Source organism: Cruoricaptor ignavus (assembly GCF_900141665.1).
Lineage (GTDB): Bacteria > Bacteroidota > Bacteroidia > Flavobacteriales > Weeksellaceae > Cruoricaptor > Cruoricaptor ignavus.
Window position 1 is genome coordinate 70,074 of record NZ_FQYI01000010.1, and the last position, 12,198, is coordinate 82,271.

Sequence of the window (12,198 nt, forward strand, 5' to 3'; positions counted from 1 at the left end):
ATAATGAAAAAAAGCCAGATTTCCATAGATATAGAGCTTGATGAAAACCATATCCCGGAGAAATTGACCTGGAATGCGCCCGACGGTGGGGTTGAAAACCAAGAAACTAAAGCCGTGATGCTTTCTGTATGGGACGATAAAACGAGAGAAGCCCTTCGCATTGATCTCTGGGCAAAAGATATGCCTTTGGATCATATGAAAATATTCATACACCAGATTTATCTGTCTCTGGCGAGTACTTATGAGCGCGCCACAGGAGAAGAAGATGTTGCTGACTGGATGGAGAGATTGGCAGATGAATTTGCTGTTCGGGCGGCTATAAAATGATTAATACTATTGATTTTAAAAAAAAATGAAATTTAATACAAAAGTAATCCACGGCGGGCAGATAGCTGAGCCCCACACAGGTGCAGTAAATCCGCCAGTATTTTTCACATCCACTTTCAAACAAAGAACTCCGGGCGAGCTGCGAGCCGGATACGAGTATTCCAGAGGAGCGAATCCCACGAGGCAGGCGCTGGAAGACAGCCTTGCAAGCATTGAGAATGGCACGCGAGGGCTCGCTTTTGCTTCCGGCCTGGCTGCAATTGACTGCGTTCTAAAACTCCTCACCCCTGGAGACGAGGTGATTGCTGTGGACGATCTTTATGGTGGAACTTACAGAATGTTTACGAAAATTTATGAAAAGTACAGTCTCACTTTCAATTTTGTGAATTTTGAGGATATCACAAAAATTTCTGAATTAATTACAGAAAAAACAAAGCTAATTTGGCTTGAGACTCCAACAAATCCACTGATGAAACTGGTGGATATTGAGGCGGTGGTAAAACTCGTTTCAGGACGCGGAATCTTGGTGGCTGTGGATAATACCTTTGCAACGCCGTACGCTCAAAGGCCGCTGGATATGGGAGCGGATATCGTAATGCACTCGGCTACAAAATACCTCGGCGGGCATTCAGATTTGGTGGCGGGAGCGCTGATTACCAAGAATGAGACTCTTGGAGAAAAGCTGCATTTTCTCCAGTTTGCCTCCGGCGGCATCCTAGGCCCTATGGATTCTTACCTCGTACTCCGGGGTATAAAAACCTTAGCCTTGCGAATGGAAAGGCATTCAGAAAATGGTAAAAAAATCGCGGAATTTTTAAGAAATCATCATTTAGTTGATAAAGTATATTATCCCGGGTTAAGCAGCCATCCGCAATATGAATTAGCCAGGAAACAGATGGGTGAAAAATTCGGCGGGATGCTGTCATTTACTTTTAAATCAGGAAGAAAAGAAGATTCGGTAAAATTCCTGGAAAACCTCAAAGTGTTCACTCTCGCGGAATCCCTGGGCGGAGTGGAATCCCTGGCAAACCATCCTGCTATGATGACGCACGCTTCCATCCCTGAAGAAAAGCGGAAAGAGCTCGGCATCACTGATGATTTGGTACGGCTTAGCGTGGGAATAGAAGATTCAGACGATTTACTTAATGATCTCACCAGTGCTTTTGATTCATTGTAAATTAATGCCCGTAAAACATTAAATCCCAAAGATTTTGCGGGCATTTTCTGTGGTTATTCGATCTATCTCGCTGAAACCAATACCATAAATATCCACCAGCTTCGAGGCAATGAGTTCAATATACGCGCTTTCATTGCGTTTCCCGCGGTAGGGAGCTGGCGCAAGATACGGCGAATCCGTCTCCAGTACTATATTTTCAATGGCGATCTGATTCAGAAACTGGTCGATTTTCCCATTTTTGAAGGTTACTACACCGCCAATTCCGAGTTTAAAATTCAAATCAACGGCTCTCTGCGCCTGTTGTAAATCGCCGGAAAAGCAGTGAAAAACTCCACGGAGTTTTGAAGATTTTTTTTCTTCTAAAACCTCAAAAGTTTCATCAAAACTGTTGCGGCTGTGTATCACAATAGGCAAATCGTACTGCAGCGCAAGTTCAATCTGCCTTGCAAACGCAAGCCTTTGAATATCAAGCGTGGAAGCATCCCAATAGAGATCAATACCAATTTCGCCGACGGCGCAAAATCTCCGTTGCTTCAGGTAATTCTCTACTATCCCCACTTCTTGCTCCCAGCTGTCCTGCTGTACGGATACCGGGTGAAGCCCCATCATTGCATGCATAGTGTCCGGGTACCTCGCTTCCAGCTGTAGCATTTTATCGTGAGTTCCGGAGTCTATCGCCGGCAGACAGAAGGCTTCCACTCCTGCCGAGAGCGCCCTGAGGATCACCTCATCTCTGTCTTCCTCAAACTCATCCGAATAAAGGTGTGTGTGGGTATCAATCATTTATAAAATCTTGGAAAATTTTGTGCTTCACCAATGCTTGCTGGCGGGCTATCTGCTCACGGATTTTCTGCTGAAGATGTTGGTGATCTTCGCTGCTGGGGTCGGTAGGGCGGTGCCGGAACGCTCGCTGTATCCGGAAATTTTCATCCAGAAAATCCATAGTCTCGTCAGAGAAATATGCATTTCCGAACTTTTCAAAAATATAATTTATTGCCTGGTTATTTGGGTGAATCATATCCTCTGCGTAAAATCTATAATCTCTGAGATCATCCATAACTATCTCATAAACAGGAAGATAAGTGCAAAACTCCAAACTATGGGCCACCTCGTGAATAGCGGTAATGAGTTTGCTTTTGCTGAGAGTGTTTTCAGCAAAACCGTCCTTCGTGTGCCGTACCGGGGAAACGGTCAGCAGAATCTGAGCCTCCCGCGGGCAGATGTCGCGAAGCAGCGAAACGCTTTCTCCGATGGACGAATTCAGTTCTTCGGCACTCAGCAATCTTTTCCTGAAAAATTTAGACGGAATTTTTCGGCAATTGGCAACCAGGTTTTTTTTCGGCAAAAACTCATAAATAAAGGAGGTGCCGTAAGTGATCAGCACCCACCGAGCCTCCTGCAGAAAGGCATTTCCTGCATCTATTTCAGCATTAATCCGTTCCAGCGTCCGGTGGGCATAAGGCGTGTCGAAACTGCTGTGGTGGTCGAGAGAGATAAATTTTCCTCCGAAAGTTATTAAATCTTCATCAGAATATGATTTTGCCTGATGAAGGCGCTTTACCGCCTGATTGACAGAGTATGGGCTGAACAAAGTTCCAAAGGGATTATTGTAAACCTGCAGCTGCCCCTTACCCAGCAGAGAGGAAATCTCTGAAGCAAAACAGGAACCTATGGAAAAAATCCGGTCATCCGGCTGGATTTTTTTTTCAGAATCCGGAATGCAGACTTCTGTTCGGAAATTCATCAGAATTCTCTTTGGAGCAGCGAGTGAGCGAAATCTCTGAAAGGTTTTTTCTTTTCCTCTGTCAATGTGCTTTCATTGAGAGATTCCAAAGCGCGCTGATGGTATTCGCGGATAAATTCCAGGGTTTTCGTATCCGCGCTCGTGCTTCTGAAAATTTTTTCCACCCCGTAGATTTTGTCGGTATTTTCCGTTTTTTTCGAGTACCAGTACTTCAGCTCGTCCTGCTGCTGGGCATCCGCATTCTGCAGGGCAAGGATGTAAAGAATCGTCTTTTTATTTTCGTAAATGTCCCCCGCGCGCCTCTTCCCTACCTGCTCCTGGCTGCCGAATACATCAAGGTAGTCGTCCATCATCTGAAATGCGATTCCGGCATTTATGCCAAAGTTGTAAAGGCTATCCGCATCTTGCGCAGCGGCACCCCCAATCAGGGCACCCATCTTCAGGGCAGCAGCCAGCAGCACCCCAGTCTTCTTGGTCACCATTTCCTCATATTCCTCAAAGGACACGCTGTCTGTGCTTTCAAAGTTGATATCCAATTGCTGGCCTTCGCACAGCATTTCCCCAGTTCCCGAAAATAGGGAAATACATTTTTTGAAAAGCTCAGGTTCCAGCTCTTCAAAATACCGGTAAGATTTTATCAGCAGGGCATCGCCGGAAAGGATCCCCGTACTGATGCCGTGGATGGAATGGATGGTAGCTATGCCCCTCCTGAGCGGAGCTTCATCCATAATATCATCGTGGATCAGGGTAAAATTATGGAAAAACTCTATCGCAAGAGCCGGACGCACTGCCTTTGCAAGGTTTTCGCCAAAAATGTCTGCGGCAAGCAACAGCAGTACCGGGCGGATCCGCTTCCCCCCGTAGCTCAGGATGTAGTTCAGCGGCTCATAAAGCTCTGAGGGTTTTTGTTTAAAGGAATTACTATCAATTTCCTGAGAAATTATCTGCTGATATTTTGCTAAAAACTCCATAACTAATCGTTCACAAAATTAAAAAAAAGTGGAGCAATGGCGCAATGGCAGCTTTCAGGTGTATTTAAGGATAATGTTCTCAAGGATATTGGCGACATCCTCGGCGCGGTCCGTTACCTCTTCAAGAAAATCCAAAACTGTTTTTACCTTGATAATCCGCACGGCATCGCCGCTTTCGAACAGCTGCAGCATTGCCTGGGTGAGAAGCTCGTCACCGATGTTCTCCATAGAATTGATTTTTATGATACTCTCCCGCGCGGCATTTATGTCCTTAAATTCTCTCAGAGCCCTCAACGCATTCTGTATCTCCACGCAGCAGTGGCGGATAAGATGCGCAAATTCTGCATAAATCTTAATCTCCGGAGATTTGTAGAGATAGATATATTTGGCCGCAGAGTACATATAATCAGCAATGTCGTCCAACGCTGAGGCGAGGGAAGATAAATCTTCTCGCACGGAAGTCTTCACAAATTTTCTCCCCAGCTCCAGGAACAGCGTATGCGTAAGCTCATCATTTTTATGCTCAAGATCGCTGAGCGTCTGGAGGACATTCTCGTCGTAAGTATCATATTCCGAGATTCCGTTATACAATATATCGCTCATAGCCACGAGGTTAGCTGCTGATTCTTTAAACAAATCAAAATATACATCGTAGCCTGTGGTGTTTAATTTACCAAATATATTATTCCAAAATCTCACTGAATTTCTTGCAGGAAAATGCAAAAATACGGCAAAAAAAAACGGCAGCCTAACAGAACTGCCGCCTGAATGTTAATAAATTATTAAATCAGTTCGCAACCTCGGCACGCATGTCCCTGCCTTTGAACTTCATTGCCGAAATATTGCTAAGAATTTCATTCTCAAAAGATTTCTCCACCTCGAAGAAGCTGAATTTTTCCATAATCTCTATATCCCCGATGTCTGGCCTGCGCCTGGATTTCCCGGATGCTTTGTTGATGATATCCAGTACATCGGTTTTGCGGAGGTTGTCTTTTTTCCCCAGGTTGAAGAAAAAGCGCGTCATATTCTCGCTTCCGCGGGTATTGCGGCGTCTTTCGCCACGCTCCTTTCCTCTGCCGCGGTCGCGTTCCCTGCCACGGCGATCTCTGCGCCCCTCGGCTTCCTCTACAAGGTCCTGAGAGCTCAAATCTTTCTTATCCTTATAGTACATAGCAAGATCGCGCAGCTGAAACTGCAGCAGCTTGTGCACCAGCTCCTCCTTGCTGAACTCGGAAACATCTGGAATTAGGCTGTCGTCAAATTCAAAATAATCCTCGTGCTCAGTAAATAGTTTCTCAAAAACGCCGCCCACCTGCGCCTTTATGATTTCTTCCCCGGTCGGGATCTGCGCTTCTTCTATTTCTATTTTGGTCGAAGCTTTTATCTGCCGCAGTTTGCGGCTTTCTTCCGGTTTTATGATCGCCATGGAGATGCCGTCCTTCCCTGCTCTCCCGGTACGGCCGCTGCGGTGTACGAAGACTTCCGGGTCATCCGGCAGCGAATAGTGGATCACATGGGTGAGGGAATTTACATCCAGCCCGCGGGCAGCCACATCGGTAGCCACAAGTATGTCAATATTTTTCAGGCGGAATTTCTTCATCACGGTATCGCGCTGCGCCTGGGACAGGTCCCCGTGGAGCGCATCTGCAGCGTAGCCGTTCTGCATAAGGAAATCTGCCACATCCTGCGTCTCCATCCTGGTACGGCAGAAAATGATAGAATACTGGTTAGGATTTGCGTCTATGAGCCTCTTCAGCGCCTCGCGCTTCTGGCGGCCGCCCACAACATAATATTCGTGGCGGATATTTTTCTTAACCTCATTAATTTTCCCTACTGAAATTCTGTGCGGCTCTGTAAGGTAATTTCTAGAAATGCGCTCCACCTCGCGGTTCATCGTAGCGGAGAAGAGCAGCGTCTGCTTAGTTTCAGGAGTCTCGCTGAGGATGGTTTCCAGATCGTCCTTGAACCCCATGGAGAGCATCTCATCGGCCTCGTCCAGCACCAGCCACTGGATCTCAGAAAAATCCAGCGCTTTGCGGTTAATGAGGTCAATAACGCGCCCCGGCGTACCCACTATGATCTGCGGCTTTTCTTTCAGTGCGCGGATCTGCTCCATTATGCTGCTGCCGCCATATACTGCGACGGATTTTACATTCGGGAGGTATTTTGTAAAATTTTTTATATCCTTGGCGATCTGCAGGCAGAGCTCCCGGGTAGGGCAAAGTACGAGGAGCTGGATTTTCCTGCTGGATTCATCTATCATATCAAGGATCGGGAGGGAGAAGGCCGCAGTTTTCCCCGTCCCGGTCTGAGCCAGCGCGATAAGGTCGCGCGAGTCTGAAGAAATAAAGGGGATTGTCTGCTGCTGAATTTCGGTTGGTCGCTCAAAGCCCAAATCGCTGACCGCCTGGAGGATTTCCGGGCGCAGTTCAGTTTCAGAAAATAAAGTCATTAAAAAGAGAAAATTTTTGCAAAGATACCGTTTTTTTTTCTTGCAAGCCGACAAAGTTATAAATTTTCTTTTTGAATATCAAACATTTATGAGGGAAATTCGATCAATGAAATTAATCCTGGCTGAAACAACTACCCGCAAAAAAATAACGACAAATTCGTTTTAACATTATTTTAACACAATTCATTAAATTTGCCCCTCTCTCGACATTTATGAGTATAGCCAAGCAAAGCCTTACCTACACACTTATAGGATACCTGGGTTTCCTGATAGGCACCCTCGCCGCGCTGTTCCTCTTCCCCCAGGATATGGAATTTTACGGCAAGCTGCGCTTCATCCTCCCCACTGCGGAGATGATGGCGCCCTTCGTGGTTTTCGGAATTTCATTCACTGGCGTAAAGTTTTTTTCAAATTTTGAGTCCGCAGGAAAAACGAACAGTTTGCTGACGGTTTCCCTCCTGCTGGTACTTGTGAATTTTCTACTGTTTCTGGGCTTTTTTTCTGTTTTTTTTAAAATTTTTCCTGAAAAAAAATCTCTGGAGATCTGGCGCTACAGATACACCATTATCCCCCTGATATTACTAATTGCGCTCTCACAGATTTTCAACAAATTCCTGACGAATTTCAAGAGAATCGCAGTCTCGAATATCTTCGATTCCATATTCCCCAAACTTGCAAATATTGGCGCGTTCTGCCTATTTTTCTTCGCAGGGATGAGTGAACAATTTGCCCTGAGTTTCTTCGTCACGGTATTTTTTTCGGCACTGATGGGCTACGGACTTTACACGCGGCGCATACACGGCATCCGCCCGGATTTCAGCCTGGAGGTTTTTCGCAAAAACCGGCTTTACCGCGCGATGTTCAGCTACAGCCTGTTCGGATTTTTGGGAAATATCGGGAATTATATCGCGTTCAGGATTGATAATTATATGATCGGCGAGCACATTTCTATGGCGCAGAACGGCGTCTACAGCACCTTGCTGAACATAATGTCGCTCATTATGATACCGCAGATGGGCATCCATAACATCTCCGCACCCATCATTAATAAGTCTCTGGAAAACAGGGATATGGAGGAACTGGACAGGTTTTACAAGGGCACCTCCCTCTCATTATTTTTCCTCGGCGTGGTGCTTTTTTCCTGCATACTTTCCGGCTTCCCCTATCTTACACATTTCATTAAAAATGGCGACCAGCTGAGGGAGGCGGAGCCAGTGATCTGGCTGCTGGGAAGCGCAATGCTTTTCGATCTCGCTACGGGTTTCAACGGGCATATTATCTCATTGTCAAAATACTACCGGCTGAACATAGTGGTGATGCTCCTGCTTGCCGCCACTACCATTCTCTTAAATTACCTTTTCATACGCCACACCAAGCTGGGCATCATAGGGGTGGCGCTTGCTACGGCCATTTCGCTGACGGTTTTTAACATCGTAAAAGTTTGTTTTAACTATGTGAAATTCAGGGTATTACCTTTTACGATGGAGATGGGCTTCCTGCTGATCGTTTCCGGACTGGCGATTACTCTCGTGATTCTCCTTCCGAATTTTCAAAACCCCCTGATCAATCTTTTTTACAAGCCCGCCGTCTCCCTCGCTTTCATTCTTACAGGAAATTATTTTCTGCAGATTTTCCCTTTAAAACAATATCTTAAGCAGACTTTTCTTGGCAAATTTTTACCATAACGAATGACAATCACTCAGCTAAAAGTCGAGATAAAACAGCTATAAACTCTTTGCGAACCTCCGAAAATTCAAATCCTGAAAAGTCCTCTGCCGAAGCATTCACCAGCTGATTTTCAACTTCCGCCGACTCCCGCAGGATAAACGGATAATCGTTTTCAGGATAATTTTCGGGGAAAATCGCCGGCCGGCCCGCAGAGATGGCATCACCGAGGTTGCCCGACATTTTAGTCCTGCCGTAAATTTCTCTGATGGAAAAAAATTCCGTTTCCGATTGCAGTGGGCACCACAGCACGGAAGCAGAATTTAGCAGTCGGTCAAAATTTTCCTGAGATACTTTTTGGGTAAAAAAACGGAGTTTGAGACGCGGCGCCAATAATTTTTCTGCTTTCCTAATCCACCCCAGCTCCTCGCCCTCTGCCTTTCCCAAAAAAATAAATTCCCACGACAGGCGAAAATCTTCCATTTTCTTTAAAATTCGCCGATAATCCCTCCGCTGCTGAGATGCCTGCCCGGGAACCACGATCCGCAAAGGCATTTGCGAAGTTTTACCTTGATTTTTTCTATAAAAAATTGGAAAAAACATCTGCCTTTCTCCGCTTATTTCCTTGTCTAAAACCAGCTGAAAATCGGCATTTTGGTAAAGCCGGGGGGCCCTCAGAAGTCCTTCGAGAAAAAGCAGCTTCAACCTGAAAAGCTGCTCTTTTTTAAAAACTGAGCTGAACAAGCGGAACCCAGATGATTGTGAAAAATTTAAATTGTGAACAATTATGGCAATCTTATTTTTTTTGCTTATTTTTTGATAAATATTAAAATTCCGATGCGCCGTGCCGATAATCACAAGATCAAAACTCTGGCTGTTTATTTTTTTTAAAAGTTCTCTGGGTTTTACGATGTTTACATTTTCGGGGCAGTGGTGTAGGCTGAGCCTTTCGGCAATTTTTTCGGAAATAAAAAAATTGAATGAAAAATCTTCGCTACCCTCCGAAAGCTTCATAAGGTTCGCCAGGATTTCCGCGTGCGTATCCAGCTCAATGTAGGCTATGCGCCTGCTCATCGCACGAGAATTTTTTTCCATCGCAATTTCCTCACCTCCCTTATTTCATATTTAGTCAAAACCCTCCTGCCACGCTGGCGAAGATAGGATTTTAAGATAATGAAAAAATTCTGTACGCCACCGCCCTTCCTTGCTTCCTTCGCTGCAGAAAGAATCGTCAGCGGCAAGTCCAGTCCGATGTTATAAAAATACTCACCAAGCTTTTCTGCGCGCTGCCCTTGGTATTTGAAAGCGGTAGGCCGAAGGTGTTTTACCCAAAGATTTTTAATTGTAACAACCTCATAACCAGAAATTTCCGAGAGCATCACATCAATATTATCCCATCCCAGCACCGGCCGCAGCCCGCCGATTTTCTCGAAACAGCCTCTCCGGTAAGATTTTACTGGGCCGCGCACATGATTTTTTGATGATATATTTTCAAACTTCCAAACCTCATCACTATCAGAAAAGTCAAAAGCATCCTCGGCAATGGGCTTTTTCGAAGAAATTTTCACCAGACCGGAGACCATACCCGCACAGGGATTTTCAGCATACACTTTAGCTAATTCTTCGAGGTAGTTTTCGGGGAAAATAATATCCGCATCAAATTTGCATATTATATCAAAATGCTGAAGATTTTGAGTTTCTAACCCCGCGTTGAAACTTCTCACTACCTTCGCGCCGGGCTGGTGGTGAGATGCTTGCAGATTTAATATCGTAAACCTCGAATCATTATGATTATTTAAAAAATCAACACATACATCCCGAGTAGCGTCAGTGGAACCGTCATTTACAATGACAGCCCTAAAATCTCGGTATCGTTGCCTTTGCAGGGACTTCAGGCAATAGGCAATAAACGCTTCCTCGTTGTGCGCAGGAATTATTATAAGAAAATTCAAAGGTACTTCGGGGAATTTACGACTTCTATTTCGGATATTTCTGCAGCAGTGCCTGTAGGATGGCATAGGTCTCCAGATCCATTACCCCGCTGTATTTTTCTGGACGAAAGTGGTACTGGAAGGCCGCTATGGTCTTCTGCGTGGCGGAATCCAGCTGGCCGCTCGGCTGGATATCGTAGCCGAAATCACGAAGCATCGTCTGGTACTTAAACACCATCTGCGGCGAGGCCACCTGCACTGCGAAATCCTCTGCGTCCATCTGCATCAGGTACATATTTCTTGTAGCATCGTCATACCACATACCCAGATTATATTCGGTGTAGAGGCGCTTCCACGGGAAAGTAGGCCCCGGGTCCTGCTTCCTCGTAGGCGCCACATCGGAGTGGCCAATGATGTTCGTAGGGGGTATATTGTACCTCGTGGCGAGGTCTTTTACCAATGCAGCTACCTTGCGGTACTGGTGCTCCGGGAACGGCATAAACCGATAGCCGCCACCCGGCAGATCTGTAGATTCATTTACGATCTCAATGCCGATGCTGGTATCGTTAAGGTTACTGCTCCCGCGCCAGGAGCTGATGCCCGCGTGGTAGGCGCGTTTATTCTCATCTACGAGCTGGTATATTTCTTTATCCGGCAAATCATTTACGAGGTAATGCGCGCTTACTGATTTTTGCGTAAGTACACGGATTGATTTTTCATTATCTATCGCGGTATAATGCAGGATGATGAACTTTTGCCGGAAATTCTGTGCCACGGCGGGGAAGAAATCTTTGGTAACTTTATACCCTGCGGGCCTTGCCGTGGCAATGGAGGAGTGGCTTATGGTATTATCATTTTTTGATATATCCGCGATATTCACGGTGTAAAATTCTACCCCGGAGTGGCGCTCCACCGAAGGTCTGTTTTCAGATTTATTAGCCGTAGCTGCCTGATTAGTTGTCTGCGCAGAGGCCCCCTGCTGAACTTTCTGAGCGGATTTCTGAGCATTCTTATTAGAGGCGCAGGAGAGCAGCAATATAGGTAAACCTATGAAATACAGATACTTGCGTAACATAGTTATATTTTTCTTGGTTAAAGTTCAAAAATACAAAAAATTCCAGGCAAAAAATTTTGTTAAATAATAAAAACTGTTCTATATTTGCACTCGCAATTGCGAAAGCGTTCATTAGATTTTTTTGGAGAGGTGCCGGAGTGGTAACGGAGCAGATTGCTAATCTGTCGGCGGGTAACCGTCGCCAGGGTTCGAGTCCCTGTCTCTCCGCACAATATACGGGGCGTAGCGTAGTCCGGTCATCGCGCCTGGTTTGGGACCAGGAGGTCGCAGGTTCGAATCCTGCCGCCCCGACTTTTCAAAATTCCTTCGGGAATTTTTTATTTTAAGGTAACGGGATAAGGCATTCCGATTTTCTCGGAACGGTCATAAAATTCAGTTAAAAAATTCCGGGTGCGTAGCTCAGCTGGATAGAGCATCTGCCTTCTAAGCAGACGGTCATAGGTTCGAATCCTATCGCGCTCACATTGATAATCAAAGACTTACAAGAAATTGTAAGTCTTTATTTTTTATTGGGTAACACATAGGTAACACATAAAAAGGATCACGAACAAAAGTTGGGAACTAAGGATCAAGAACAAAAGTTGGGGACTAAGCAGAGTATCTCAACGAACACAAATTTTTCAAAAAACAGTAATTTCGGGGGTGTTTCCGGGGTGACAACAAAAAACCACCCTGTTTATGGGGTGGTTTGTAGCGAAGACGGAAGTATTTTGGTAAGTGGTCTACTTTTTTGACAGTTTGTAAATATAGTTTTTTCAATTGAAATTTGCACCTGCCAACCGAAACGGAATTAGGCTCTGCTGAGGAGCAACCTGAGAGGGATAGGTTGGCCGACGAAATATAGTTTTCAAGGGCA

Annotated in this window: 11 protein-coding genes and 3 tRNA genes; 6 read left to right on the forward strand and 8 right to left on the reverse strand. The window is 45.4% G+C overall.

The window, feature by feature from the left end; translation table 11 throughout:
• Positions 1-3: 3 nt before the first annotated feature.
• Together gldC and BUB43_RS09710 are read left to right on the forward strand one after the other, a co-directional pair.
• Positions 4-327, forward strand: a complete 324-nt coding sequence (gene gldC, locus BUB43_RS09705; protein ID WP_073180615.1) for a gliding motility protein GldC — start codon at positions 4-6, stop codon at positions 325-327.
• Between the two features lie 25 nt (positions 328-352).
• Complete coding sequence (locus tag BUB43_RS09710; RefSeq protein WP_073180617.1) at positions 353-1,504, forward strand: cystathionine gamma-synthase; 1,152 nt, start codon at positions 353-355, stop codon at positions 1,502-1,504.
• Positions 1,505-1,522: 18 nt separating this feature from the next.
• Here the strand turns inward: BUB43_RS09710 and BUB43_RS09715 are convergent, their stop codons facing one another.
• The 5 genes from BUB43_RS09715 to BUB43_RS09735 form a co-directional block, all read right to left on the reverse strand.
• Entirely contained in the window at positions 1,523-2,287 is a 765-nt protein-coding gene (locus BUB43_RS09715; RefSeq protein ID WP_073180619.1) for a TatD family hydrolase, read from the reverse strand.
• Complete coding sequence (locus tag BUB43_RS09720) at positions 2,280-3,248, reverse strand: GSCFA domain-containing protein (RefSeq protein ID WP_073180621.1); 969 nt, start codon at positions 3,246-3,248, stop codon at positions 2,280-2,282. Before BUB43_RS09720 ends, BUB43_RS09715 begins: the two co-directional genes overlap by 8 nt.
• Positions 3,248-4,219 carry a polyprenyl synthetase family protein gene (locus tag BUB43_RS09725; RefSeq protein ID WP_073180623.1) on the reverse strand — a complete coding sequence of 324 codons (972 nt, stop codon included), beginning with the start codon at positions 4,217-4,219 and terminating at the stop codon, positions 3,248-3,250. Before BUB43_RS09725 ends, BUB43_RS09720 begins: the two co-directional genes overlap by 1 nt.
• A gap of 54 nt (positions 4,220-4,273) precedes the next feature.
• Positions 4,274-4,918 (reverse strand): DUF47 domain-containing protein, encoded by a 645-nt coding sequence (locus BUB43_RS09730; RefSeq protein ID WP_260200764.1) that lies wholly within the window; start codon positions 4,916-4,918, stop codon positions 4,274-4,276.
• Positions 4,919-5,006: 88 nt separating this feature from the next.
• Entirely contained in the window at positions 5,007-6,671 is a 1,665-nt protein-coding gene (locus tag BUB43_RS09735; protein WP_073180625.1) for a DEAD/DEAH box helicase, read from the reverse strand.
• 212 nt (positions 6,672-6,883) lie between these two features.
• Between BUB43_RS09735 and BUB43_RS09740 the strand changes: the two genes are divergently transcribed.
• Complete coding sequence (locus BUB43_RS09740; protein WP_073180627.1) at positions 6,884-8,356, forward strand: lipopolysaccharide biosynthesis protein; 1,473 nt, start codon at positions 6,884-6,886, stop codon at positions 8,354-8,356.
• Between the two features lie 10 nt (positions 8,357-8,366).
• Here BUB43_RS09740 and BUB43_RS09745 read toward each other — a convergent pair whose 3' ends face one another.
• The 3 genes from BUB43_RS09745 to BUB43_RS09755 are packed head-to-tail and all read right to left on the reverse strand — an operon-like array spanning position 8,367 to position 11,342.
• Positions 8,367-9,431 carry a hypothetical protein gene (locus tag BUB43_RS09745; protein WP_083541267.1) on the reverse strand — a complete coding sequence of 355 codons (1,065 nt, stop codon included), beginning with the start codon at positions 9,429-9,431 and terminating at the stop codon, positions 8,367-8,369.
• On the reverse strand, positions 9,407-10,288 hold the full coding sequence (locus BUB43_RS09750) for a glycosyltransferase family 2 protein (RefSeq protein WP_073180629.1): 882 nt from the start codon (positions 10,286-10,288) through the stop codon (positions 9,407-9,409). Before BUB43_RS09750 ends, BUB43_RS09745 begins: the two co-directional genes overlap by 25 nt.
• Before the next feature lie 25 nt (positions 10,289-10,313).
• Entirely contained in the window at positions 10,314-11,342 is a 1,029-nt protein-coding gene (locus tag BUB43_RS09755) for an N-acetylmuramoyl-L-alanine amidase (protein ID WP_073180630.1), read from the reverse strand.
• Positions 11,343-11,465: 123 nt separating this feature from the next.
• Here BUB43_RS09755 and BUB43_RS09760 point away from each other — a divergent pair.
• The 3 genes from BUB43_RS09760 (at position 11,466) to BUB43_RS09770 (ending at position 11,804) form a co-directional block, all read left to right on the forward strand.
• Positions 11,466-11,549 (forward strand) — tRNA-Ser (locus BUB43_RS09760).
• A gap of 9 nt (positions 11,550-11,558) precedes the next feature.
• Positions 11,559-11,633 (forward strand) — tRNA-Pro (locus BUB43_RS09765).
• Positions 11,634-11,730: 97 nt separating this feature from the next.
• Positions 11,731-11,804, forward strand: a tRNA-Arg gene (locus tag BUB43_RS09770).
• Positions 11,805-12,198: the final 394 nt, after the last annotated feature.

What these genes read in the sequence shown, in the direction of transcription:
- gldC (WP_073180615.1), top strand. Translation starts at nt 4, where the DNA reads ATGAAAAAAAGCCAGATTTCCATAGATATAGAGCTTGATGAAAACCAT.
- BUB43_RS09710 (WP_073180617.1), top strand. Translation starts at nt 353, where the DNA reads ATGAAATTTAATACAAAAGTAATCCACGGCGGGCAGATAGCTGAGCCC.
- BUB43_RS09715 (WP_073180619.1), bottom strand. Translation starts at nt 2,287, where the DNA reads ATGATTGATACCCACACACACCTTTATTCGGATGAGTTTGAGGAAGAC.
- BUB43_RS09720 (WP_073180621.1), bottom strand. Translation starts at nt 3,248, where the DNA reads ATGAATTTCCGAACAGAAGTCTGCATTCCGGATTCTGAAAAAAAAATC.
- BUB43_RS09725 (WP_073180623.1), bottom strand. Translation starts at nt 4,219, where the DNA reads ATGGAGTTTTTAGCAAAATATCAGCAGATAATTTCTCAGGAAATTGAT.
- BUB43_RS09735 (WP_073180625.1), bottom strand. Translation starts at nt 6,671, where the DNA reads ATGACTTTATTTTCTGAAACTGAACTGCGCCCGGAAATCCTCCAGGCG.
- BUB43_RS09740 (WP_073180627.1), top strand. Translation starts at nt 6,884, where the DNA reads ATGAGTATAGCCAAGCAAAGCCTTACCTACACACTTATAGGATACCTG.
- BUB43_RS09745 (WP_083541267.1), bottom strand. Translation starts at nt 9,431, where the DNA reads ATGGAAAAAAATTCTCGTGCGATGAGCAGGCGCATAGCCTACATTGAG.
- BUB43_RS09755 (WP_073180630.1), bottom strand. Translation starts at nt 11,342, where the DNA reads ATGTTACGCAAGTATCTGTATTTCATAGGTTTACCTATATTGCTGCTC.